At 71.1% G+C, this 23,173-nt stretch carries 20 protein-coding genes and 1 pseudogene; 12 read left to right on the top strand and 9 right to left on the bottom strand.

Going from position 1 to position 23,173, the window contains the following annotated elements; translation table 11 throughout:
- Positions 1-40: 40 nt before the first annotated feature.
- The 4 genes from ABEA26_RS02625 to ABEA26_RS02610 form a co-directional block, all read right to left on the bottom strand.
- Positions 41-1,522 carry a hypothetical protein gene (locus ABEA26_RS02625; protein ID WP_345588775.1) on the bottom strand — a complete coding sequence of 494 codons (1,482 nt, stop codon included), beginning with the start codon at positions 1,520-1,522 and terminating at the stop codon, positions 41-43.
- Positions 1,504-2,280 carry an ABC transporter ATP-binding protein gene (locus tag ABEA26_RS02620; protein ID WP_345588773.1) on the bottom strand — a complete coding sequence of 259 codons (777 nt, stop codon included), beginning with the start codon at positions 2,278-2,280 and terminating at the stop codon, positions 1,504-1,506. Before ABEA26_RS02620 ends, ABEA26_RS02625 begins: the two co-directional genes overlap by 19 nt.
- A 481-nt stretch (positions 2,281-2,761) precedes the next feature.
- Positions 2,762-4,129 carry an aspartate aminotransferase family protein gene (locus ABEA26_RS02615; protein WP_345588771.1) on the bottom strand — a complete coding sequence of 456 codons (1,368 nt, stop codon included), beginning with the start codon at positions 4,127-4,129 and terminating at the stop codon, positions 2,762-2,764.
- 2 nt (positions 4,130-4,131) lie between these two features.
- Positions 4,132-4,647 carry an Lrp/AsnC family transcriptional regulator gene (locus ABEA26_RS02610; protein ID WP_345588770.1) on the bottom strand — a complete coding sequence of 172 codons (516 nt, stop codon included), beginning with the start codon at positions 4,645-4,647 and terminating at the stop codon, positions 4,132-4,134.
- A 165-nt stretch (positions 4,648-4,812) separates the two neighbouring features.
- On the opposite strand from ABEA26_RS02610, the gene ABEA26_RS02605 reads away from it, so the two are divergent.
- Together ABEA26_RS02605 and ABEA26_RS02600 are read left to right on the top strand one after the other, a co-directional pair.
- Positions 4,813-6,261, top strand: coding sequence for a gamma-aminobutyraldehyde dehydrogenase (locus ABEA26_RS02605; protein ID WP_345588768.1), 1,449 nt, complete (start codon positions 4,813-4,815; stop codon positions 6,259-6,261).
- Between the two features lie 161 nt (positions 6,262-6,422).
- Positions 6,423-7,625 (top strand): polyamine ABC transporter substrate-binding protein, encoded by a 1,203-nt coding sequence (locus ABEA26_RS02600; protein ID WP_345588766.1) that lies wholly within the window; start codon positions 6,423-6,425, stop codon positions 7,623-7,625.
- Between the two features lie 47 nt (positions 7,626-7,672).
- Here ABEA26_RS02600 and ABEA26_RS02595 read toward each other — a convergent pair whose 3' ends face one another.
- The 3 genes from ABEA26_RS02595 to ABEA26_RS02585 all read right to left on the bottom strand — a co-directional run bounded on the left by ABEA26_RS02595 (position 7,673) and on the right by ABEA26_RS02585 (position 10,967).
- The gene (locus ABEA26_RS02595; protein WP_345588847.1) at positions 7,673-8,869 is read right to left on the bottom strand and encodes a serine hydrolase domain-containing protein; all 1,197 of its coding nucleotides are present in this window, start codon (positions 8,867-8,869) and stop codon (positions 7,673-7,675) included.
- 158 nt (positions 8,870-9,027) lie between these two features.
- Positions 9,028-9,792: a glycerophosphodiester phosphodiesterase gene (locus ABEA26_RS02590; protein WP_345588764.1), complete on the bottom strand. Its 765-nt coding sequence runs from the start codon at positions 9,790-9,792 to the stop codon at positions 9,028-9,030.
- 14 nt (positions 9,793-9,806) lie between these two features.
- Positions 9,807-10,967 (bottom strand): adenosine deaminase, encoded by a 1,161-nt coding sequence (locus ABEA26_RS02585; RefSeq protein ID WP_345588762.1) that lies wholly within the window; start codon positions 10,965-10,967, stop codon positions 9,807-9,809.
- Positions 10,968-11,023: 56 nt separating this feature from the next.
- Between ABEA26_RS02585 and ABEA26_RS02580 the strand changes: the two genes are divergently transcribed.
- On the top strand, positions 11,024-11,770 hold the full coding sequence (locus ABEA26_RS02580; protein ID WP_345588761.1) for a DUF4190 domain-containing protein: 747 nt from the start codon (positions 11,024-11,026) through the stop codon (positions 11,768-11,770).
- 40 nt (positions 11,771-11,810) lie between these two features.
- On the opposite strand, the gene ybiA is transcribed toward ABEA26_RS02580, so the two are convergent.
- A complete protein-coding gene (gene ybiA / locus ABEA26_RS02575) occupies positions 11,811-12,536 on the bottom strand; it encodes a riboflavin biosynthesis intermediates N-glycosidase (protein WP_345588760.1) in 726 nt (241 codons plus the stop codon).
- Between the two features lie 218 nt (positions 12,537-12,754).
- On the opposite strand from ybiA, the gene ABEA26_RS02570 reads away from it, so the two are divergent.
- The 9 genes and pseudogenes from ABEA26_RS02570 to ABEA26_RS02530 form a co-directional block, all read left to right on the top strand.
- The gene (locus ABEA26_RS02570) at positions 12,755-14,299 is read left to right on the top strand and encodes a gamma-aminobutyraldehyde dehydrogenase (RefSeq protein ID WP_345588759.1); all 1,545 of its coding nucleotides are present in this window, start codon (positions 12,755-12,757) and stop codon (positions 14,297-14,299) included.
- 55 nt (positions 14,300-14,354) lie between these two features.
- Positions 14,355-15,602, top strand: a complete 1,248-nt coding sequence (locus ABEA26_RS02565; protein WP_345588758.1) for an ABC transporter substrate-binding protein — start codon at positions 14,355-14,357, stop codon at positions 15,600-15,602.
- Positions 15,603-15,607: 5 nt separating this feature from the next.
- Positions 15,608-16,783, top strand: coding sequence for an ABC transporter ATP-binding protein (locus ABEA26_RS02560; protein WP_345588756.1), 1,176 nt, complete (start codon positions 15,608-15,610; stop codon positions 16,781-16,783).
- Positions 16,783-17,712: an ABC transporter permease gene (locus ABEA26_RS02555; RefSeq protein WP_345588754.1), complete on the top strand. Its 930-nt coding sequence runs from the start codon at positions 16,783-16,785 to the stop codon at positions 17,710-17,712. Before ABEA26_RS02560 ends, ABEA26_RS02555 begins: the two co-directional genes overlap by 1 nt.
- Positions 17,713-18,513: an ABC transporter permease gene (locus ABEA26_RS02550; RefSeq protein WP_345588752.1), complete on the top strand. Its 801-nt coding sequence runs from the start codon at positions 17,713-17,715 to the stop codon at positions 18,511-18,513. It abuts the gene before it with no gap.
- Positions 18,514-18,549: 36 nt separating this feature from the next.
- A complete protein-coding gene (locus ABEA26_RS02545) occupies positions 18,550-19,977 on the top strand; it encodes an NAD(P)/FAD-dependent oxidoreductase (protein WP_345588750.1) in 1,428 nt (475 codons plus the stop codon).
- A 136-nt stretch (positions 19,978-20,113) separates the two neighbouring features.
- On the top strand, positions 20,114-20,590 hold the full coding sequence (locus ABEA26_RS02540) for a hypothetical protein (RefSeq protein ID WP_345588749.1): 477 nt from the start codon (positions 20,114-20,116) through the stop codon (positions 20,588-20,590).
- 162 nt (positions 20,591-20,752) lie between these two features.
- A complete protein-coding gene (locus ABEA26_RS02535) occupies positions 20,753-22,060 on the top strand; it encodes an RNA-guided endonuclease InsQ/TnpB family protein (RefSeq protein ID WP_345588747.1) in 1,308 nt (435 codons plus the stop codon).
- Positions 22,036-22,356: pseudogene (locus ABEA26_RS02530) on the top strand (chitinase); the annotation flags it as partial. The gene ABEA26_RS02535 and the pseudogene ABEA26_RS02530, both read left to right, overlap by 25 nt.
- Here the strand turns inward: ABEA26_RS02530 and ABEA26_RS02525 are convergent.
- Entirely contained in the window at positions 22,295-23,017 is a 723-nt protein-coding gene (locus ABEA26_RS02525; protein WP_345588745.1) for a phosphatase PAP2 family protein, read from the bottom strand. The pseudogene ABEA26_RS02530 and the gene ABEA26_RS02525 overlap by 62 nt on opposite strands.
- Positions 23,018-23,173: the final 156 nt, after the last annotated feature.

The raw sequence follows: 23,173 nt of genomic DNA, 5'->3' as shown, positions 1-23,173 counted from the left end.
CAGGGGCAGTGCGGGGGCGACACGGCGGCCGCCACGGCGCTCAGCGGGCCAGTGGCAGCGATGCGAGCCCCGCCACGATCAGGGTCAGCGGGCCGAACAGGGCGAGCAGGGCGCCGGCGCGTACCGCGGCGGCGGCGCGCAGGGTCGCGGGGGGCGCGCCCAGCCGCAGCAGGGCGTCAGTGGTGTCGGTGCGGGCGTGTTTGGCCTCGACGGCCGCGGTGAGCAGGGTGGCCACCGCACAGCCGGCCACGAGCAGGGCGCCGAGCGTGCTGAGCGGGCCGAAGACCGGTCCGTCGCCGTCGTACAGCGTGGCTGCGACGTAGGCCGCGGAGGCCACGGCGCATACGACGCCGAGGGGGCGGCCGATGCGGCGCGACTCCTCCATGAGGACTCGGCCGGCCAGCAGGCGCAGGGCGCCGGGGCGGGCTGCCTGGAGCAGGCGGCCGCAGAGGTGGGTCAGGCCGGGGCCGGCCAGGGCGAGGCCCAGGGCGGTGACGGCCCAGCCGATGAGGACGCCGGCGGAGGGGGTGGTGTCGGGGCCGGGGGAAGCGGTGTTGCCGGCGTACGTCTCGACGGCGAGGCCGGCGGTGAGCACGGCGATGCCCCAGGGGAGGGCGGTGGTGCTCTGGGGACGGGGCGCGTCGGCCACGGTCGGGGCCGCGGTCGGGGACACGGGGGTGGGTACGGCGTCCGGAGTCGGCTGCGGGACGTCCGCTGTGGCCGAGGCGCGGGTGACGTCGGCCCGCGCTCGCAGGGTGTCTCCCGTCGCGTCCACCGGTGCGGTGTCCACGTGCGTGGCCACGGCGGCACGGGTGGGCGCGACGGTGGCGGCGGGTGTCCCCGCGGTCATGTCCGCGGCCGGTGCCGGCCGAGCGGCTCCGCCGCCCGCCGTGGCCGGTGCCAGGCGGGCGCCGAAGCGGCCGTACGCACCGAAGGTCTCGCGGGCCTTGCCCCAGCCGTACGCGCCGAAGCGGCCGTAGCCGCGCGAGCCGGTGGGCGGCGTGCGGCGGGGCTCGCGGGGGCGCAGCGTCAGCGCCACCGCGGCCGACGCCGTGGCCGGTACCAGGGTCAGCAGGGTCAGTGCCGCCGGGACGGGGAGGGGCCGGCCGACGGCCAGCGCGTCGGCCGCGGCACCGTCGAAGGGCAGGCTCGTCAGGTCGCCGCGCAGGTGCAGGAAGAGGAGCAGGGCCACCACCGAGCCGAGCGCGCCGGACAGGGCCGTGGTCGTCGCCGAGACGGCCATCAGCCGGCCGGGGCCCAGGCCGATCGCCGACAGTCCCGGGCGGGGCCGGGAGCCGGGATCGGTGCGGGCGACGGCGACGGCGAGGTACACGGTGGCGGCCAGCGGTGCCGCGCACCAGGCCAGCCGGAGGGCGGAGGCTCCGGGTGTGTCCGGGTGGGTCATCGCGTGGCCGAGGGCGCACAGCAGCAGGAAGCCCGTGCCCGCCGAAGCCACCGCGACCAGCAGGCGGCGCAGTTGGACGGCGAGGTGGGCGACGCGGGTCAGGCGGAGAGCGAGCACGCCGGCCGGCCTTCCGTTCCGGGGGTTCCCGTGGCTTCCGTGGCCACCGCGGGCCCGGTGACCGGCGGAAGGTGCACGGTCCGCACCCGCCGTCCGTCCAGCAGCGCCACCGTGCGGTCCGCGAGGGCGGCGGTCCGCGAGTCGTGCGTGGCGAGGAGGACGGTGATGCCGTGCGAGCGGGCCGCCGTGGTGAGCGTCCGCAGGACCTGGGCGCGGTCGGCGCGGTGCAGGGGGGCCGTCGGCTCGTCGGCGAAGAGGACCGCGGGGGCGACGGCGAGCGCGCGGGCGATGCAGACGCGCTGCCGCTCGGCCTGCTGGAGTTCGTCCGGGCGCCGACGGACCTTGTCGCCGACGTCGAGGCGCTCCAGCCACTCCAGCGCGGCGGTTTTGGCCCGGCGCCGGGCGACACCGCGCAGCATGAGGGGGAGGGCGGCGTTCTCCCAGGTGTTGAGCTCCGGGACGAGCACAGGGGCGGGGTCGATCCAGCCGAAGCGGTCGCGGCGCAGTCGTTCGCGGCCGAGCGGGCCCATGGTGTGCACCGGCACGTTGCCGAACCACACCTCGCCCTCCTGTGGCCGGACCAGGCCGGACAGACACCGCAGCAGCGTGGTCTTGCCGCTGCCGCGCGGGCCGCTCACCGCGAGGATCTCGCCTTCGCGGACGCCGAGCGACACACCTTGCAGCGCGGGTGAGCCGTCGTGGTGCTGGAAGTGCAGGGCGTGGGCCCGGAGCACGTCGTGGTCCGGCGGAGCCTCCATGGGCGTACACCTCGGTTCTGGTCAGAAGTACCGTGCTGATTCCCTCGTACGGGGGAACGAAGGTGAGGACTGGAGGGCACGGGCTTGGGCGCGCGTGGAGTCCGTCGTGACAGCGCGTCGCGAGAATCAAGCACGTGCCACCACCTCCATGGCAGTTGTGCCGACCGGGCTGGTCCCGACCCGGATGGTGTTGATCGCGTGAGACTCGGTCGTTCGCTGAGCGACGGGGCTGTGTGAGCCGGGAATCCCTGTCGTCCAACGAGGGGGAGGAGTCAAACGGCACCGTAAGGAGTCCTCGCGGAGGAAGCCGCACAGCACGCGGCCCCGGACCGCCGTTCCCACTCGAACGGACGGCACCGGGGCCGGTGATGATCATCCGGACGGATGATCGGAGTACGCCCGGATCAGACAGTCGGATCAGACGCCCGGATCGGACATCCGGATCAGACGCCCGGATCGGACATCCGGACCAGGCGCCGGATCAGAGCTTCGTCCACGCCTCCGTCAGCGTGGCGCGCAGGATCTGCTCGATCTCGTCGAAGGTCTCCTGGTTGGAGATCAGCGGCGGGGCGAGCTGGATGACCGGGTCGCCGCGGTCGTCGGCACGGCAGTACAGGCCGTTCTCGAAGAGCTTCTTGGAGAGGAAGCCGTACAGGACGCGCTCGGTCTCCTCCTCGTCGAAGGACTCCTTGGTGACCTTGTCCTTGACCAGTTCGATGCCGTAGAAGAAGCCGTTGCCGCGGACGTCGCCGACGATCGGCAGGTCGTGCAGCTTCTCCAGGGTGGCGCGGAAGGCGCCCTCGTTGTCGAGCACGTGCTGGTTGAGGCCCTCGCGCTCGAACAGGTCGAGGTTGGCGATGCCGACCGCGGCGGAGACCGGGTGGCCGCCGAAGGTGTAGCCGTGCAGGAAGGTGTTGTCGCCCCGGTAGAACGGCTCGGCCAGGCGGTCGGAGATGACGCACGCGCCGATCGGGGAGTAGCCCGAGGTCATGCCCTTGGCGCAGGTGATCATGTCCGGGACGTAGCCGAACTTGTCGCAGGCGAACGTGGTGCCCAGGCGGCCGAAGGCGCAGATGACCTCGTCGGAGACGAGCAGCACGTCGTACTGGTCGCAGATCTCGCGCACCCGCCGGAAGTAGCCGGGCGGGGGCGGGAAGCAGCCGCCGGCGTTCTGCACGGGCTCCAGGAAGACGGCCGCGACCGTCTCCGGGCCCTCGAACAGGATCTGCTGCTCGATCTGGTCGGCGGCCCAGCGGCCGAAGGCCTCGGGGTCGTCACCGAAGAGCGGGGCGCGGTAGATGTTGGTGTTCGGCACTTTGTGCGCGCCCGGCACGAGCGGCTCGAACGGGGCCTTGAGGGCGGGCAGACCGGTGATCGACAGGGCGCCCTGCGGTGTGCCGTGATAGGCGACCGCGCGGGAGATGACCTTGTACTTGGTCGGCTTGCCGGTCAGCTTGAAGTACTGCTTGGCGAGCTTCCAGGCGGTCTCGACCGCCTCGCCGCCGCCGGTGGTGAAGAAGACCTTGTTGAGGTCGCCGGGGGCCTCGTTCGCCAGGCGTTCGGCAAGCTCGACGGCCTTGGGGTGGGCGTAGGACCACACCGGGAAGAAGGCGAGCTCCTGCGCCTGCTTCGAGGCGGTCTCGGCGAGCTCCGTGCGGCCGTGTCCGGCCTGGACCACGAACAGGCCGGCGAGACCGTCGAGGTAGCGTTTACCCTTGTCGTCGTAGATGTGGGTGCCCTCACCGCGGACGATGGTGGGGACGGGGGCGTTCTCGTACGACGACATGCGGGTGAAGTGCATCCACAGGTGGTCGTACGCGGTCCGGCTGAGGTCCTTGTCTGTGCTCACGATTATCGGGTTCCCCACATGTAGGTCTGCTTCTTGAGCTTGAGATAGACGAAGCTCTCGGTGGAGCGCACCCCGGGGACGGCCCGGATGCGTTGGTTGATGACGTCCAGAAGGTGGTCGTCGTCCTCGCAGACGACCTCCACCATCAGGTCGAAGGAGCCCGCGGTCATCACGACGTACTCGCACTCGGACATGGCCGCCACCGCGTCGGCGACGGACTCCACGTCGCCCTCGACCCGGACGCCGACCATCGCCTGGCGACGGAAGCCCACGGTGAGCGGGTCCGTGACGGCGACGATCTGCATCACGCCCTGGTCGAGGAGCTTCTGGACGCGCTGTCGCACGGCCGCCTCCGACAGGCCCACGGCCTTGCCGATGGCGGCGTAGGGCCGGCGGCCGTCCTCCTGGAGCTGCTCGATGATCGCGAGGGAGACGGCGTCCAACTGGGGACCGCCGTTCCTGGACTCGCGGGAGTCCTTCTGGTCTGCGCTTCGACTGGCCACAGCTTCACTGTGCACGACGTATCGACAGTTTCGCAAGGTTGGATCGATGAAATCCGTTGTGTGTGCGGGTCGATGCTACGGATTTCGCAACTCAGCCAGGGGCGGGGGTGTTGAAAACGTCAGGTCTCCGTCTAGTGTGGGTGTCTCAGTTACTGGACACCCGAACTTGGAGGGCCGGCAGTGAGTACCGAGCTGGGTCGGCTGCGCACGCTACGCAACTACGTCGACGGTGAGTTCCGGGACGCCGCCGACGGACGGACCACGGAGGTGGTCAACCCCGTCACGGGCGAGGCCTACGCGACCGCCCCCCTGTCCGGGCAGGCGGACGTCGACGCCGCTATGGCGGCCGCCGCCGCGGCCTTCCCGGCCTGGCGCGACACCACCCCGGCCGAGCGGCAGAAGGCCCTGCTGAAGATCGCGGACGCGTTCGAGGAGCGGGCCGAGGAGCTGATCGCGGCCGAGGTGGAGAACACGGGCAAGCCCATCGGGCTGACCCGCTCCGAGGAGATCCCGCCGATGGTCGACCAGATCCGCTTCTTCGCGGGCGCGGCGCGGATGCTGGAGGGGCGCAGCGCAGGTGAGTACATGGAGGGACTGACCTCCATGGTCCGCCGCGAGCCGATCGGCGTCTGCGCGCAGGTCGCGCCGTGGAACTACCCGATGATGATGGGCGTGTGGAAGTTCGCCCCGGCGCTCGCCGCGGGCAACACGGTCGTCCTCAAGCCCTCGGACACGACCCCGGCCTCCACCACCCTGATGGCCGACATCATCGGCTCGATCGTGCCCAAGGGCGTCTTCAACGTCGTTTGCGGCGACCGCGACACCGGCCGCCTGATGGTCGAGCACCGGACCCCGGCGATGGCCTCCATCACCGGCTCCGTGCGGGCCGGCATGCAGGTCGCCGAGTCGGCGTCGAGGGACCTCAAGCGGGTCCACCTGGAGCTGGGCGGCAAGGCGCCGGTCGTCGTCTTCGAGGACACCGACATCCCCAAGGCCGTCGAGGACATCTCGGTCGCGGGCTTCTTCAACGCCGGCCAGGACTGCACGGCGGCCACCCGCGTGCTCGTCCACGAGGCGATCCACGACGAGTTCGTGAGCGCGCTCGCGAAGGCGGCGGCCGAGACCAGGACCGGCCGGCCGGACGACGAGGACGTGCTGTACGGCCCGCTCAACAACGCCAACCAGCTCAAGCAGGTCGCCGGGTTCGTCGAGCGCCTCCCCGCCCACGCCAAGGTCGAGGCGGGCGGCCACCAGGTCGGCGAGAAGGGCTACTTCTACGCCCCGACCGTCGTCTCGGGCCTCAGGCAGGACGACGAGATCGTCCAGAAGGAGGTCTTCGGCCCCGTCATCACCGTCCAGTCCTTCCGCGACGAGGATCAGGCGGTGGAGTGGGCCAACGGTGTCGAGTACGCCCTGGCCTCCTCGGTGTGGACCAAGGACCACGGGCGCGCCATGCGGATGTCCAAGAAGCTGGACTTCGGCTGTGTGTGGATCAACACCCACATCCCGCTGGTCGCCGAGATGCCGCACGGCGGCTTCAAGCAGTCCGGTTACGGCAAGGACCTCTCGTCGTACGGCTTCGACGACTACACGCGGGTCAAGCACGTGATGACGTCGCTGGACGTGTGACCACCTGGTTCCGGCAACGCTGCCCCTGGACGTGGACTCGTCCGGGGGCAGCGCCGTGTGACCCGCCGGCCCGCCCCGATCGACAGTGTGTCCGGGCTGGACGAACGCGCTCGACGCGGCGTCGATTGTCCCCGGCGGGGCGGGCGCGGCATCCTGCGGCCATGCCCCTGCTCCCGAAGACGCCCTCGCTCTCCCGTCGGTCCCTGCTGCGCGGCCTGGGCGGCTCCGCCGCGGCCGGAACGCTGACCGGCGCGCTGGCGGGCTGCGGCGTGCCGGCCGCGTACGTCGCGCCGGGCGACCGGTCCGCGACCGACCGGTCCGCCACCGAACGACGGCTGACCTGGGCGAACTGGCCGTTGTACATCGACACCGACGACGAGAGTCCGAGCCGGCGGCCCACGCTGGAGGCGTTCGAGAAGCGGTCGGGCATCTCCGTCGAGTACATCGAGGAGATCAACGACAACGACGAGTTCTTCGGGAAGGTCAGCCCGTCCCTGATGAACCACCGGCCCACCGGCCGCGACCTGATCGTCATCAGCGACTGGATGTGCGGGCGGTTCGTCCGGCTCGGCTGGGTGCAGGAGATGGACCGCTCCCGTCAGCCGAACGTCACCGAGCACCTCGACCCGCTGCTGCGTTCGCCCGCCTTCGACCCGGGCCGGAGGTTCACCGTGCCCTGGCAGTCGGGCATCACCGGCATCGCGTACAACCGCCGCGGGCTCGGCCGGGAGATCCGGCACGTGTCCGAGCTGTGGGCCGACGACCTCACGGGCCGGGTGACCCTGCTGTCCGGCATGGACGAGGCGTTCGCGCTGCTGATGCAGGGCGACGGCGTGGACATCACCGACTGGACGGCGGACGACTTCCACGCGATGTGCGACCTGGTGGAGCGGCAGGTCGACAAGGGCCAGATCCGGCGCTTCACCGGCAACGACTACATCAAGGACCTCTCGAGTGGGGACGTCCTGGCCTGCCAGGCCTACTCCGGTGACGTGATCCAGCTCCAGGCGGACGACCCGGACATCGAGTTCGTCGTCCCGGAGGAGGGCGCCGAGCTGTGGTCGGAGTCCCTGATGATCCCCAACCTGGCCCGCCACAAGGCCAACGCCGAGCGCCTGATCGACTACTACTACCGGCCCGAGGTCGCCGCCGAGCTGGCCGCCTGGGTCAACTACGTCTGCCCCGTGCCCGCCGCGCGGGACGTGCTCGCCTCCTCCGACGACGAGGAGACCGCCGCGCTGGCCGAGGACCCGCTGATCTTCCCGGACGCGGCGATGCGTGAACGGCTCGCGATCGCGCGGGACATCGAGGCGGGGGAGCGGCCGGAGTTCGCGAAGCGGTGGAACGGGATCGTGGGCGTCTAGCAGACTGAGCGGCATGACCAATCCAGTGGCGCGACGGCTGACGGGGGCTACTTCAGCGCGGCCGCGGTGATCGCGTCGATGACCGGGTTCCGGTCCGCGCTCTTGGCGTCCGTGGCGTTGACCGAGTAGACGAGGGTGCGGCTCAGGTCTCGGGTGCCGCCGATGAGCGCGCTGTAGCCGTAGCGGGAACCCGACTTGCCCCAGAAGATCTTGCCGCTCACCTTCGTGTACTGCAGTCCCGCGCTGCGGGTCGCGTCCGGGAGGCCCGCCGGGGTCGTGAACATCTCCTCCAACTCCGGCTGCGGCACGATCCGCCCCTCGAACAGCTCCGTGAGGAGCCGCTCCAGGTCGGCCATGGTCGAGATCATGTCGCCGGCCGCCCAGCGGTCCGCGTGGTTCCACTCGGTCACGTCGACCAGCTTCACCGTCCCGTCCGGCTGCTCCACCGTCTGGTAGCCCCGGTTGTGCGGGCCGCGGATGCGGGGGTCGGTGCCCGGGAAGTACGTGTGACGCATGCCGGCCGGGCGCAGGACCAGGCGCGTGGCCTCGGAGGCGTACGAGCGTCCCGTCACCTTCTCGATCAGCAGGCCGAGGATCGTGTAGTTGATGTTCAGGTAGTGCTGCTGCTTCCCGGGCTCGAACTCCGGTCCCTTCGCGATCGCCGACGCCGCGACCCGCTGCGGGGTGAGCGTGTCGAAGCGGTGCGCGTACACCTCCGCGAAGTCGTCGCCGAGACCGTCGCCCGGCTGGATGCCGCTGGTGTGGTTCAGCAGCTGCCGGACGCTGATCGGCTCCTCGAAGTCCGGCGTGAACAGATCGGGGAGGTGGTCCTGCACCGGTGCGTCCAGGTCGATCCTGTCCTGCGCCGCGAGCCGCAGGACGGTGGCGGCGGTGACGACCTTCGTGACCGAACCGGCGCGGAAACGGGCGTTCGGATGTGCGGGCCGGTCACTGGTCAGGTCGCGCACGCCGGCCCTGCCACGCCAGCCGCCGTCGGTGCCGCCGACCCGCACGAGGGCGGCCGTGGCGTGCTGGTTCGGGACGGCGGCGATGGCGGCGCGCAGCGCGTCCCTGTCCAGCGCGTCCCCGTCCGGCCCCTCCCTGTCCAGCCCGTCCCCGGGCCGGTCGGCGGTGTGGGCCGCGACGGAGGCGGGCGACGCGGCGAACGCCGGGGCGGCCAACGGGCCGGCGGCCAGGGCCAGGACGACGGAGGCGGCGAGGACGGAGTGGGTACGGGCGCGCATCGACTGCTCCAGGGGGCTGAGGCGGGTTCCGGCGGAAGGATCACTGATCATCCTGGTGCGCCGCGCCCCCTGGCGGATCGTCGGTGAGGAGGGTGCCCGTCCCGGAGTCGGCCTCGGGGAAGTCCCTTATCCGGCAGGGGACTTGTACGGGATCGCCCTTACGGGAGAGGTCCTTGCGGGTGGGGCCCTTGCGGGTGGGGCCCTTGCGGGTGGGGCCCTTGCGGGTGGGGCCCGCCGCCGCGCAGGGCACACAGCGTGCCGATGCGGTTGGTCGTGATCGAGTCGACTCCCAGGGCGAGCAGCCGGCGCATCGAGCGGCGGGTGTCGGGGGTCCAGACGGAGAGCAGGTGGCCGTCGCGGTGGACGCGCTCGGCCAGTGCCCGGTCCACCAGCCCGAACCGGTAGTTGAGCCAGCGCGGCCGTACCGCCGTCAGCACGGCGGGCCGGGGCGGGGCCGCCGTGGTCCAGGTCAGCGCGATCTCGGCCGCCGGGTCGGCCGCGCGCACCGCGAGCATGGCGGCGGGGCCCGCGCAGTAGTACACGCGGTCCCGCGCCCCGCACTCGCGGACGACGTCCACGATGCGCCGGACCGCCCGCTCGCCCGGTCCGCCCGGCAGGTCGAGCATCAGCCGGCTGCCCTCCGTCGCGGCCAGCGCCTCCGCGAGCGTCGGCACCCGGCCCGCCGTGAGCCCGCGCACCTCCTGGGCCGACAGGGTACGCAGTGGCCGGTCCCGCTGCCAGAGCCGCTTCAGCGTCTCGTCGTGCAGCAGCACGGGCACGCCGTCCCGGGTGAGGCGTACGTCGGTCTCGACCGCGTCCGCACCCCGGTCGAGGGCGGAGCGCAGCGACTCGATCGTGTTCTCGCGGTGCAGGTACGGGTCGCCGCGGTGGGCCACGGCGGTCACGACGCGCGGGGAGGTCATGGTGGCGTCCCGTCTCAGGAGGAGAGCCAGGCTGCGGCGTACGTGTCGATCTCGTCCCTGATCCGTGCCTTGCCGGGCGCGTCCAGGAACGACGAGTCGACCCCGTTCTTCGCCAGCTCGGCGAGCCCGCGCTCGTCGAGGCCGAGGAGCCGGGCGGCGACGGCGTACTCGTTGTTGAGGTCGGTGCCGAACATGGGCGGGTCGTCGGAGTTGATGGTCACCAGGACCCCGGCGCGGGTGAACTCCTTGAGCGGGTGCTCGTCCAGGGTGCGCACCGCGCGGGTGGCGATGTTCGAGGTCGGGCACACCTCCAGCGGGATGCGGTGCTCGGCGAGGTGCGCCAGCAGCTTCGGATCCTGGGCCGAACTGGTGCCGTGCCCGATGCGCTCGGCGCGCAGGTGGGTGAGAGCGTCCCAGACCGTCTGCGGGCCGGTGGTCTCGCCGGCGTGCGGCACCGAGTGCAGCCCGGCGGCGATCGCCTGGTCGAAGTACGGCTTGAACTGCGGGCGGCCGACCCCGATCTCGGGTCCGCCGAGCCCGAAGGAGACCAGCCCCTCGGGGCGTACCCGGTCGTCGGTGGCGAGCCGCGTCGTCTCCTCGGCGGACTCCAGACCGGCCTCGCCGGGGATGTCGAAGCACCAGCGCAGTACGGTCCCGAACTCGGCCTCGGCCGCCTTGCGGGCGTCCTCGATCGCGTCCATGAAGGCGCCCTCGTCGATGCCCCGCCGGGTGGAGGAGAACGGCGTGATGGTCAGCTCGGCGTACCGCACCTGCTGCCGGGCCATGTCCCGGGCCACCTCGTACGTCAGCAGCCGGACGTCCTCCGGGGTGCGGATCAGGTCGACGACGGACAGGTACACGTCGATGAAGTGGGCGAAGTCCGTGAACTGGAAGTAGTCGACCAGGGCCTCGGGGTCGGTGGGGACCTTGGAGTCGGGGTGGCGTGCGGCCAGTTCCGAGACGATGCGCGGGGAGGCCGAGCCGACGTGGTGGACGTGCAGTTCGGCCTTCGGCAGACCGGCGATGAAGGCGTGCAGATCGCGCGGGACGTCGGGGTCGACGAGGTGCTCTGGCATGGGTTCCTCCCCGGAACGGCGCCCCGGGCCGGCGTGGGCCGACGGGACACGGGTGATCGGCTGATCGGTGGTTCGGGGATCATCGTAGGCCGGTCCCACGTCGGACGGCCCGGGACCGTAGCATGACGGGCACGATCGACCCAGGGGGACACACCATGACCGACGCAGCACAGCCGGGTGAGGGCTCCGCCGGCGGACACGATCCATGGGCGCCCCCCGAGGACGGGCCGTCGTCGGCCAAGGGCCGTGCCGCCGCGCAGCAGCCGTGGGAGCCGGTCCGGCCGCCCGCCGACGCCGGACCGTTCGGGCAGCGCCAACCGCCGTCCGTGCACGACCAGGTCACGGTCACGGGGGTACCGACCGGCGGCATGTCGATGCCGCCCGCCGGCCACGCCGCGCCCGCGGACAGGGTGCCGCCTCCGCCGGTCGCGCCCGGTGGTCCGGGTCTTCCGGGTGGCCCGGGTGTTCTGGGCGCTCCGGGTGGTCCCTTCCGTCCGGGCGTGCCGGGCGCCCCCGGTGGGTACGGCTATCCCGGTTACCCCCAGGGCTACGGCTGGCCCGGCCTTCCGCTGCCGCCGCAGAACGGCATGGGCACCGCGGCGATGGTGCTGGGCATCCTCGCCTGCTCCCTGTTCTGCATGTACGGCGTGGTCTCCCTGGTACTCGGCACTCTCGCCGTGGTCTTCGGTGTCAAGGGACGCCGGAGGGCGGCACGCGGCGAGGCCAACAACCACGGTCAGGCGCAGGCCGGTTTCGTCATGGGCATCATCGGCATCGTCCTCGGCATCGCCGTGACCGCGCTGATCGCCGCCGCGATCATCGTCTCGGTCAACGATGACTCCGAGTACGACGACCCCTACTACGGCACCTCCGAATCGGTGTCGGTCTCCGTGGTCCACTGACGGAGCGGACCGCCCCCGGACCGCCCGCCGGGTCGCCCCTTCACCCGCTCTCGCGCAACCTCTGCCGTGCCGCCATCAGTGCGAACCCCAGCAGATTCGCGCCCCGCCACCGCTCCGGGTCCGTCGCCGCCTCGTCGTCCGGGGCCAGGCCGATGCCCCACACCCGGTCCACGGGACTCGCCTCCACCAGCACCCTCCCGCCACCGGCCGGGAGTCTCCCGCCACCGGCCGGGAGTCTCCCGCCACCGGCCGGGGGTCTCCCGTCCTCGGCCGGGGTTTCCTCGTCCCGCTCCCCCCGCCCCGTGCCCAGCAGGAACGCGCGCAGCGCCGGGTTCGAGGCGAACTTGTGGACGCTGCCCTCGACGACGATCCGGAACCGCTCCCGCTCCCACACCGCCTCGTCGAAGCCGCGCACCAGCCGCCCCGCCTTCTTCGCCGCGGCGGGGTGATCCGCCGCCAGCACCCGCCGCTCGGCCTCCGCGTCCTCGAAGAGCCGGGCCTTGCCCGCCATCATCCAGTGCTCGGCCGTCGCGTACTCCACCCCGGCCACGGTGAACCGCGACGGCCACCACTGACTCAGACAGCTCGGCCCGATCCGGCCGTCCGGCAGCGGCCGGTGCCCCCAGAACAAGAGGTACTTGACCCTCGCGCCGGCCCGGACCCGCCCGATCAGCGCTTCCCTGCTGTCGATGGTCCCCGTCGCCCCCGTGGTCCTCTCCGTCGTGGTCCTCACCCCCGTGGCCGTCTCCCCCGTGGTCCTCTCCATGCACGCGAGTCTGGCACGCGCCACTGACACTCCGTCCGTCCTTTTCCGTGGCGACTCGACACCTGGTCGACAGATTCCGTCGCGTAACCAAATGGCAACAACGGAATCACTTGTTGGAGGTCTGGTGCTCTGCCAGGATCGGCACTCACATCGAGCCAGAGCCACTCCGGCCCCCGGCCACGGGGAGACCGCCACGGGGGAGACCGAGGAGAGCCGACATGCACGATCCGGCCGACATCAACCCAGCTGCCCCGGACCGGTTCCGGGCCCAGGACCGCTTCTCGGACGGGGCCCAGTACATCGCGGGCCGTCCGGCGAAGGGGACCTCCGGGCGCGCACACACCGTCGTCGACCCGGCGACCGGTGAGGACGTCCTCACCTACGAGCTCGCCGGCGCGGACGACGTCGACGCGGCCGTCGCCGCGGCCCGGGAGGCCTTCCCCGGCTGGGCGGGCGCCACCCCGGGGGAGCGCTCCGACGCCCTGCACCGGTTCGCCGAGGTGCTCGCCGAGCGTGCCGAGGACTTCGCCCGCGCCGAGTCCCTGCAGTGCGGGAAGCCGCTGAAACTGACCCGTGAGTTCGACGTGCCGGGCACGGTCGACAACGCGTCCTTCTTCGCCGGCGCCGCCCGCCTGCTGCAGGGGCAGTCGGCGGGGGAGTACTCGGGCGACCACACCTCGTACGTCCGCCGCGAGCCGATCGGTGTCGTCGGGTCCGTCGCGCCCTGGAACTACCCCCTCCAGATGGCCGCCTGGAAGATCCTCCCGGCGATCGCCGCGGGCAACACCATCGTGCTGAAGCCCGCCGAGATCACCCCGCTGACCTCCCTGATGTTCGCCCGGGCGGCGACCGAGGCCGGCATCCCCGACGGTGTGGTCAACATCGTCGGCGGCACCGGTCGGGAGGCCGGCGAGCACCTCGTCGGCCACCCCGACGTGGCGATGGTCTCCTTCACCGGTTCCACCGCCGTCGGCAAACGCGTCGCCGAGGTCGCCACGGCCACCGTCAAGCGCCTGCACCTGGAGCTGGGCGGCAAGGCGCCCTTCCTCGTCTTCGACGACGCCGACCTCGACGCCGCCGTCCACGGCGCGGTCGCGGGCGCGCTCATCAACACCGGCCAGGACTGCACGGCAGCCACGCGCGCGTACGTGCAGCGGCCCCTGTACGAGGCGTTCGTCGAGAAGACCGCCGCCCTCATGGACACCGTCCGCCTCGGCGACCCCTTCGCGCCGGGCACCGATCTCGGACCGCTGGTCAGCCACGTCCAGCGGGACCGCGTCGCCGGCTTCGTCGACCGGGCACGCTCCTACGCGCGCGTGGTGACCGGCGGCGAGGCACCGCGGGGCGACCTGAAGGACGGCGCCTACTACCGGCCCACCCTCATCGTCGACGCCGCGCAGGACAGCGAGGTCGTCCAGTCCGAGATCTTCGGGCCGGTCCTGGTCGTCCTGCCCTTCGACACCGACGACGAGGGCATCCGGCTGGCCAACGACACGCCGTACGGGCTCGCCGCCTCCGCCTGGAGCCGGGACGTGTACCGGGCCAACCGCGCCACCCGTGATATCAGGGCGGGTTGCGTGTGGATCAACGACCACGTCCCGATCATCAGCGAGATGCCGCACGGCGGATACCAGGCGTCCGGCTTCGGCAAGGACATGTCCGCCTACTCCTTCGAGGAGTACACGCAGGTCAAGCACGTCATGTTCGACAACACCGGGGTGGCGGCCAAGGACTGGCACCGCACCGTCTTCGGGGACCGATAGCCATCACGCCAGGCCGCCGACCACGGCCGACCCACCCGAAAGGGCAACCACGCGCATGGAGCAGTACGAGCCCGACCGCCTGTCCCCGGCCCGAGCGGCCGCCGTGCGGCGCAGCCTCACCAGCGGCAGGGCCGCCCTCACCCGCCGCTCACTGCTGCGCGCCTCCACCGGCGGCGCGCTCGCGGCCGGCGCACTCGGCACGCTGAGCGCCTGCGGGATCCCGGCGGCCGGCAGGACCGAGGGCGGCGTGTCGGCCCAGGACCGGTCGGCGAAGGAGAAGAAGGTCTCCTTCTCCAACTGGACCGAGTACATGGACGTCGACGAGAGCGGCCGGCGGCACCCGACGCTGGAGGCGTTCACCGGGCGGACCGGCATCGAGGTCACGTACACGGAGGACATCAACGACAACAGCGAGTTCTTCGGCAAGATCCAGCCGCAGCTCGCCGCGGGCCAGGAGACCGGCCGCGACATCATCGTGCTCACCGACTGGCTGGCCGCCCGGCTGATCCGCCTGGGCTGGGTCCAGAAACTGGACCCGGCCAACCTGCCGCACGCCTTCGCCAACCTGTCGTCCCAGTTCCGCGACCCCGACTGGGACCCGGGCCGCGCCTACAGCTACCCCTGGCAGGGCATCTCGGCCGTCATCGCCTGCAACAGGAAGGCGCTGGACGGCATCGAGGTCACCTCGGTCTCCGACCTGCTCGACAACCCGGAACTCAAGGGCCGCGTCGGCTTCCTCACCGAGATGCGCGACACCGTCGGCATGATGCTGCTCGACATAGGCAAGGACCCCGCCCGCTTCTCGGACGACGACTACGACGCGGCGATCGCCCGCCTCCAGAAGGGCGTCGACAGCGGCCAGATACGCCGCTTCACCGGCAACGACTACACCGCCGACATCAGCAAGGGCGACTTCGCGGCCTGCCTGGCCTGGGCCGGTGACGTCGTCCAGCTCAGGGCGGACAACCCGGACGTCGACTTCGTCATCCCGGACAGCGGATACATCACGTCCAGCGACAACATGCTGGTGCCCAACAAGGCGCGGCACAAGACGAACGCCGAACGGCTCATCGACTACTACTACGAGCCGGGCCCGGCCGCGCGACTCGCCGCCTACATCAACTTCGTCTGTCCCGTCGACGGTGTGAAGGACGAGCTTGCGAAGATCGACGAGGACGCGGCGAACAACCCGCTGATCATTCCCGACCGGGCCATGCAGGCCGGGTCCCACTCCTTCCGCTCCCTGAGCGCGAAGGAAGAGACGGCCTACGAAGAGAAGTTCGCGAAGCTCACTGGGGCGTGACGACGATGACGACGCATACGACGAAGGCCCGCACCGACGCGACGGACCGCGGCGGCGACGTCCGCCTCGCCGGCATCAGCAAGACCTACGGCTCCTTCACCGCCGTGCACCCGCTCGACCTGACCGTGCCCCGGGGCTCCTTCTTCGCCCTGCTCGGCGCCTCCGGCTGCGGCAAGACGACGACCTTGCGCATGATCGCCGGTCTGGAGGAGCCCAGCGGGGGCACCGTCCACCTCGGCGACCGGGACGTGACCGCCCTCCCGCCGTACAAACGGCCGGTGAACACGGTTTTCCAGTCCTACGCCCTCTTCCCGCACCTCGACATCTTCGAGAACGTCGCCTTCGGCCTGCGCCGGCGCGGCATCAAGTCGGTCAGGAAGCAGGTCGGGGAGATGCTCGACCTCGTCCAGCTGGGCGAGCAGGCACGCAAGAAGCCGCACCAGCTCTCCGGCGGCCAGCAGCAGCGCGTCGCCCTCGCCCGCGCCCTGATCAACCACCCCGAGGTGCTCCTCCTCGACGAACCGCTCGGCGCCCTCGACCTCAAGCTGCGCCGCCAGATGCAGCTGGAACTCAAACGCATCCAGACCGAGGTCGGCATCACCTTCGTGCACGTCACGCACGACCAGGAGGAGGCCATGACGATGGCCGACCAGGTCGCCGTGATGAACGCCGGACGCGTCGAGCAACTGGGCGCACCCGCCGACCTGTACGAGAACCCGCGCACCACGTTCGTCGCCAACTTCCTGGGCACCTCCAACCTGATCGAGGCCGAGGTCGACACCCGCAGCGGCGACGACGTCGTGGTGAAGGCGGCCGGCGACAAGCTGGTCCTGCCCGGCGCCCGCTGTTCCGCGCCGGCCGAGGCGGGCGGCAGGGTACTGGTCGGCATACGCCCGGAGAAGATCAGCCTCACCCACGCGGACGACGCCGGCTCCCTTCCCGAGGGCCGCAACCGCATCACCGGCAGGATCCGCAGCACCAGTTTCATCGGAGTCTCCACGCAGTACGTCGTGGACTGCGCGGCCTGCCCCGAGTTCGAGGTGTACGCCCAGAACATCGACCGCGACGCCCGCCTCGCGCCCGGCGCCGACGTCGTCCTGCACTGGAACCCCGCGCACACCTTCGGCCTCGACGCGGCCCAGGCCATCGACGCCGGTGTGGCCGAGGGCGAGGCCGCCTGATGTCCACCCTCACCGAGGCGCCGCCGCCGCTCTCCCCGGCCGCGTCGGAGAAGAAGCCACCGCGCGGGCGGGGCCGCTGGACGCCGTACTGGCTGCTGCTGCCCGGCATCCTGTGGCTGCTCGTCTTCTTCGCCGCGCCGATGCTCTACCAGGCCTCCACGTCCGTCCAGACGGGTTCGCTGGAGGAGGGCTACAAGGTCACCTGGCACTTCGTGACCTACTGGGACGCGGTGTCCGAGTACTGGCCGCAGTTCCTGCGCTCGGTCGCCTACGCGGCCTCCGCGACCGTGCTGTGCCTGCTGCTCGGCTATCCGCTCGCCTACCTGATCGCCTTCCGGGCGGGCCGCTGGCGCAACCTGATCATGATCCTGGTGATCGCGCCGTTCTTCACCAGCTTCCTGATCCGCACCCTGGCCTGGAAGACGATCCTCGCGGACGGCGGCCCGGTCGTCGGCGCCCTGAACACGCTGCACGTCCTGGACGTCACCAGTTGGCTCGGCTGGACGGCCGGCGACCGGGTGCTGGCCACACCGCTCGCGGTGGTGTGCGGGCTGACGTACAACTTCCTCCCCTTCATGATCCTGCCGCTGTACACGTCACTGGAGCGCATCGACGGACGGCTGCACGAGGCGGCGGGCGACCTGTACGCGAAGCCGTCCACGGTCTTCCGCAAGGTCACCTTCCCGCTGTCGATGCCGGGCGTCGTCTCCGGGACACTGCTGACCTTCATCCCGGCGACCGGCGACTACGTCAACGCCTCCCTGCTGGGCTCGGCCGATACCGGCATGATCGGAAACGTGATCCAGTCGCAGTTCCTGCGGGTGCTCGACTATCCGACGGCGGCGGCGCTCTCCTTCGTCCTGATGGCCGCGATTCTCGCCATGGTCACCGTCTACATCCGCAAGTCCGGCACGGAGGATCTGGTCTGAATGGCCTTCGTCAACTGGTTCAAGCGCAATCTGGTCGTCCTCGCCGGACTGCTGACGCTCGCGTACCTCCTGTTGCCCAACGTCGTCGTCACGGTGTTCTCGTTCAACAAACCGAACGGGCGCTTCAACTACGCGTGGCAGCAGTTCTCCACGGACGCCTGGAAGGACCCGTGCGGTGTCGCGGGACTGTGCGGGTCCCTGTCGCTCAGCCTCCGGATCGCCCTCTGGGCGACGCTCGGCGCCACGGCGCTGGGCACCGCGATCGCCTTCGCACTGGTCCGCTACCGCTTCCGGGCGCGCGGCGCGATCAACTCGCTGATCTTCCTGCCGATGGCGATGCCCGAGGTCGTGATGGCCGCCTCGCTGCTCACCCTGTTCCTCAACATGGGCGCTCAGCTGGGCTTCTGGACGGTCCTGATCGCCCACATCATGTTCTGCCTCAGCTTCGTCGTGACGGCGGTCAAGGCGCGCGTGCTGTCGATGGACCCGCGGCTGGAGCAGGCGGCGCAGGACCTGTACGCAGGCCCCTTCCAGACCTTCGTCCGGGTCACGCTTCCCATCGCCGCCCCCGGAATCGCCGCCGGCGCGCTGCTCGCCTTCGCGCTCTCCTTCGACGATTTCATCATCACCAATTTCAACGCGGGCTCCACCGTCACCTTCCCCATGTTCGTCTGGGGATCGGCCCAGCGTGGCACGCCCGTTCAGATCAACGTCGTCGGTACGGCCATGTTCGTGATCGCCGTGCTGTTCGTTCTGGCCTCCATGGTCATCGGCAACCGCCGAAACCGCCGCAAGGCGTAGTGCGTCTCGTACCCGCATTCGTAGGGAGTTGAAATCATGGCCCCGAGCGCCATGAGCCGCAGCAACGACTGGACGAAATCCCTTTCCGACGCCCAGCCGGTCCCGTACTGGCTGGACGACCCCGGCCGTCCCCGCCCCCAGCCCGCCCTGACCGGCGCCGACACCTGCGATCTGCTGGTCGTCGGCGGCGGCTACAGCGGACTGTGGACCGCGCTGATCGCCAAGGAGCGCGACCCGGGGCGGGACGTGGTCCTGCTGGAGGGCCGCGAGGTGGGCTGGGCCGCCTCCGGACGTAACGGCGGCTTCTGTGCCGCCTCCCTCACCCACGGCCTGTCCAACGGCCTCGCCCGCTGGCCCGACGAGATCCACCGGCTTCAGGAGCTGGGCGCCCGCAACCTCGACGGGATCGAGGCGGCGGTCGCCCGCCACGACCTGGACTGCGACTTCGAGCGCACCGGCGAGATCGACGTCGCCACCGAGCCCTACCAGGCCCGGGAGCTCAAGGGCTGGTACGAGGAGATCCGCGCCGAGGGCCTCGCCGACGGCGTCGAGTACCTGGACGCCGAGGCCGTACGGGAGCAGGTCGACTCCCCGACCTTCCGGGCCGGCCTGTACGACCACCGGGGCGTGGCCATGGTCAACCCCGCCAAGCTCGCCTGGAACCTCAAACGTGCCTGCCTCGCCCTCGGTGTCCGCGTCCACGAGAACACCCCGGCGCTCACCCTGCGGCCGTACGGCGCGGGCATGGCCGTACGCACCCCGTACGGCGGGGTCCGCGCCCGCACGGTCGCGCTCGGCACCAACATCTTCCCGAGCCTGGTCAAGCGAGTTCGCTCGTACACCGTCCCCGTCTACGACTACGCCCTGATGACCGAGCCGCTCACCGCGGAGCAGCTGGCCTCGGTCGGCTGGCGCAACCGCCAGGGTCTCGGCGACAGCGCCAACCAGTTCCACTACTTCCGGCTCTCCGCCGACAACCGCGTCCTGTGGGGCGGCTACGACGCGATCTACCCGTACGGCGGCCGGGTGCGCGCCGAGTACGACGACCGCCCGGAGACCTACGCCAAGCTCGCCGGGCACTTCTTCACCTGCTTCCCGCAGTTGGAGGGCGTCCGCTTCACGCACGCCTGGGGCGGCGCGATCGACACCTGCTCCCGCTTCTCGGCGTTCTTCGGCACCGCGCACCAGGGGAAGGTCGCCTACGCCGCCGGGTACACCGGCCTCGGCGTGGGCGCGACCCGGTTCGGCGCCGAGGTGATGCTCGACCTGCTGTCGGGTGAGCGCACCGAGCGCACCGAACTGCGGATGGTCCGCAGGAAGCCCCTGCCCTTCCCGCCCGAGCCCTTCGCCTGGACCGGCATCGCGCTCACCAAGTGGTCGCTGGCCCGCGCGGACGCGCACGGCGGCCGCCGCAACCTGTGGCTGCGGACGATGGACAGGCTGGGGCTGGGCTTCGACAGCTGAGCCGCGTACCGCACACGCGGGCGTGTGACCCGGCTCACTACGGCGAGCCGCTCAACCCGCGTAATGCCCGCCGGAGACCTCCCTCTCCTTCGTGACGACGCATCCCGCGTCCACACGAGTGAAAGGGAGGTCCTCCATGCCTGGTGCCAAGACGGCGGTCGCGTGGCTGGCATCCGTCGCACCGGATCCCGAGTCCTGCCTGCGGGAATGGGAGCGCGACCCACTGGGGCTCGCGCTGCTGCCCGCCGGCAGGGCCTGGGACGTGCTCGTCCTGCCGGGCAGGCTCGGCCGTACGACCCTCGACGTGCTCTCCCGCGTCCTGGACCGACCCGGCCCGGTGCTCGCCGACTCCGGCGACGCGCGCACGGGTTTCCTCGTGCCGGCCGGCACGGCGGCCCGCTGGCTGGGCACCGGTGTCCGCACGGTCGGACTCGGGACCCGGATCGTGGTGCCGCACCCGGGGGTCCCGGCGTACTCGGCGAGGGGGGCGTCCGGCGGGGTCCGCTGGCTGATCCCGCCGGACGGGACCGGAACCCTCACCGACCCGGCACTTCTGGAACTCGCCATGCACGAGGCGGCGGCGGCTCTCGCGGTGGGGGAGAACGAGGGGTGAGCCGAGCTCCGCAAGAGACGAGGGGCATTCGAGGTTGGGACGGTATGTGGCCAGGCCGGTTGGAGGAGCGGCTGGTTCGGTGACAGCGGCGTCGGCCACTCGTTCGGGTGAGGTCAACCGTATTCACTGGGGGAACGGGGAAGGGAACACAAGGTCGTCGGTATGTCGCGTTTCCGGATGTACCCGACGAGGGAGCAGGCGGGCGTCATGCTCGGACACTGCGCGCACGCCCGGTACGTGTGGAACCTGGCTGTCGAGCAGCACACGCACTGGTGGCCGGGACGGAAGTCCGCGCCGGGCTTCGTGGAGCAGTGCCGCCAGCTCACTGAGGCTCGCCGGGACAATGCGTGGCTTCGAGCGGGGAACGCGGATGTGCAGCAGCGGGCGTTGCGGGATTTCGATAGGGCCAAGAACGCCAAGTTCGCGTCTGGGTTCGGTGCTCCTAGCTGGCGAAAGAAGCTCGTGCATGAGGGTTTCCGGGTAATCGGTACTGACCGTGTCCCTGAGCGTGAGCCGGACGGTACGCCGAAGGTGAACGCCAAGACAGGCCGGCAGGTCATGGCCCGGTCGGTGGTGGTGCAGAAGGTGAATCGGCGCTGGGCGCAGGTGAAGGTGCCAGGCTGCGGCTGGGTTCGTTTTCGTCTCACTCGGCGCAAGTTGCCCTCGGCGAAGACCTTTCGGATCACGTTTCGCAATGATCAGTGGCACATCGCCTTTGCCGTGATCCCGGAGCCGCTTACGGCGCCCGGCGCGGACACGGTCATCGGCATCGACCGGGGCGTGACCATTACCGCCGCCCTGTCGGACGGGCGGCGGTTGAACTGCCCGCAGCTGAGCACTCGGGAGCGCGCGCAGATCCGCAAGCACCAGCGGCGCGCGGCCCGCGTGCCCAAGGGCAGCGATCGCAGGCGAGCCGAGAACGCGAAAGTTGCAAAGCTGAAAGCCCGGGAGGCGGACCGGCGCAAGGACTGGTGCGAGAAGACCTCGACGATGCTTGCCCGCACTTACGGCTTGGTGCGGTTCGAGAAGCTGAACGTCAGGAACATGACCGCTTTCGCGAAGGGGACGACTGAGCGGCCCGGCACGCAAGTTCGGCAGAAGGCCGGGTTGAACCGGGTGATCCTGGCCCAGGGATGGGGCCTGTTACGCCGTCGTACCGCCGAAAAGGCGTCCGGCCGGGTCGAGGACGTTCCCGCCTCCCTGCGGTGCAGCGCCTGCGGATGGATCGAGAAGAACTCGCGCAAGAGCCAAGCCGAGTTCGTCTGCGTGTCCTGCGGGTTCGCCTGCAACGCCGATGAGAACGCAGCAGTCAATGTCGCGGCAGGACAGGGCGGGATTTCCCGCCCCCGGCGTGCAGCCGGTGCCGGAGGGGTGCCAGTGGCCATCAGCCGTTCGAGCGCCCGTGAACCTCAACCCACCTGGGTTGGAATCCCCCTCTTCCAAGAGGTGGAGGATGTCAAATCGCGATGACGGACATGCTCCTCACCGGTTTCCCGGTCGCCGGCGACGCGAACAACGTCTTCCCGCCGCTGCGCCCCGACCAGGTCGCGATCGGCATGCCCGCCTCCACCAACGCCGGCAACGGGCACGTCTCGCCGGCCGAGGTCAACAAGGCCCTGAACTGCCTGACCAGGAAGACCGACTGCGGCTCCTACGCGACCCACGGCACCTGGCCCGCCCTGCGCGGCCTGATGACGTGGTCGATCAACTGGGACCGGTACTCGGACTGGGAGTTCCAGAAGAACTTCGACGCGTACTTCGGCTGACCGGCGGGGCGCCGTGCCCGGCCACCAGCGCGACGCCGGTCAGCAGCACCGCCCCCAGGCACCAGCTCGCCACCACGTCCAGCGGCCAGTGGTAGCCCCGGCGCACCAGCCCGTAGGAGGCGCCGAGCACGAGGACCGCGCAGAGCGCGACGAGCACACGGCGGACGGCCGGCGACCTCGGCACCGAAAGGAGGAGCAGTGTCGCCGCGCCGTACGCGACGAGCGCGGTGGCGGTGTGGCCGGAGGGGTAGTAGCCGACGGCCGGAGGGACGGCCGGGGTGCCCGGGCGGTCGGTCCACGCCTTCAGCGGGGCGACCAGCGCCGGCACCAGGAGCATCGCCAGCGCCCCGGCGAGCGGCGGCAGCCACCAGCGGTCCGCACCACGGGCGCGCCCGTGCCACGCGACGTACGCCAGCGCGAGGGCGAGGACCGGCACCGCCACCTGCACGTTGCCGAGGTCGGCCAGCAGCTCGGAGAGCCGGTCCGGGTGGACGAGCGCCCTGCTCAGCCGCTCGTCCACCCCGATCAGCGGGCCGTCGGCGACGACCTGCCAGGTGATCAGCGCGAAGAGGAGGACGGGCAGCCCGACGAGAACGCACAGCCGTACGAGAAGGGACAGCCCGACGGGAGCGGGGAGCGTGCGAGGAGGGGAGACCGGCATGACGCCCAGCTTCGCAGGCCCGCCGAGGAGAGACACCGTAGGGCCGGCACAAGGGGGGGGAGTGTGCCGGCCCTACGGTGAACCACCGTCCCGGGTGCCGGAACGGCCGTTCCGACCTGAACGCCGCGCGCCCCGGGGGGTCTGGGGCGGGCGACC

The sequence above is a fragment of the Streptomyces marokkonensis genome (genome assembly GCF_039539045.1).
Classification (GTDB): Bacteria; Actinomycetota; Actinomycetes; order Streptomycetales; family Streptomycetaceae; genus Streptomyces; species Streptomyces marokkonensis.
The sequence above is the reverse complement of the archived record's forward strand: the minus strand, read 5'-3'. Positions and strand labels throughout refer to the sequence as shown.

Excerpts from the sequence above, each read along its gene's own strand:
- ABEA26_RS02620 (WP_345588773.1), bottom strand. The coding sequence starts at position 2,280 with ATGGAGGCTCCGCCGGACCACGACGTGCTCCGGGCCCACGCCCTGCAC.
- ABEA26_RS02600 (WP_345588766.1), top strand. The coding sequence starts at position 6,423 with ATGCCCCTGCTCCCGAAGACGCCCTCGCTCTCCCGTCGGTCCCTGCTG.
- ABEA26_RS02595 (WP_345588847.1), bottom strand. The coding sequence starts at position 8,869 with ATGCGCGCCCGTACCCACTCCGTCCTCGCCGCCTCCGTCGTCCTGGCC.
- ABEA26_RS02590 (WP_345588764.1), bottom strand. The coding sequence starts at position 9,792 with ATGACCTCCCCGCGCGTCGTGACCGCCGTGGCCCACCGCGGCGACCCG.
- ABEA26_RS02580 (WP_345588761.1), top strand. The coding sequence starts at position 11,024 with ATGACCGACGCAGCACAGCCGGGTGAGGGCTCCGCCGGCGGACACGAT.
- ybiA (WP_345588760.1), bottom strand. The coding sequence starts at position 12,536 with ATGGAGAGGACCACGGGGGAGACGGCCACGGGGGTGAGGACCACGACG.
- ABEA26_RS02570 (WP_345588759.1), top strand. The coding sequence starts at position 12,755 with ATGCACGATCCGGCCGACATCAACCCAGCTGCCCCGGACCGGTTCCGG.
- ABEA26_RS02565 (WP_345588758.1), top strand. The coding sequence starts at position 14,355 with ATGGAGCAGTACGAGCCCGACCGCCTGTCCCCGGCCCGAGCGGCCGCC.
- ABEA26_RS02560 (WP_345588756.1), top strand. The coding sequence starts at position 15,608 with ATGACGACGCATACGACGAAGGCCCGCACCGACGCGACGGACCGCGGC.
- ABEA26_RS02555 (WP_345588754.1), top strand. The coding sequence starts at position 16,783 with ATGTCCACCCTCACCGAGGCGCCGCCGCCGCTCTCCCCGGCCGCGTCG.
- ABEA26_RS02550 (WP_345588752.1), top strand. The coding sequence starts at position 17,713 with ATGGCCTTCGTCAACTGGTTCAAGCGCAATCTGGTCGTCCTCGCCGGA.
- ABEA26_RS02545 (WP_345588750.1), top strand. The coding sequence starts at position 18,550 with ATGGCCCCGAGCGCCATGAGCCGCAGCAACGACTGGACGAAATCCCTT.
- ABEA26_RS02540 (WP_345588749.1), top strand. The coding sequence starts at position 20,114 with ATGCCTGGTGCCAAGACGGCGGTCGCGTGGCTGGCATCCGTCGCACCG.
- ABEA26_RS02535 (WP_345588747.1), top strand. The coding sequence starts at position 20,753 with ATGTCGCGTTTCCGGATGTACCCGACGAGGGAGCAGGCGGGCGTCATG.
- ABEA26_RS02525 (WP_345588745.1), bottom strand. The coding sequence starts at position 23,017 with ATGCCGGTCTCCCCTCCTCGCACGCTCCCCGCTCCCGTCGGGCTGTCC.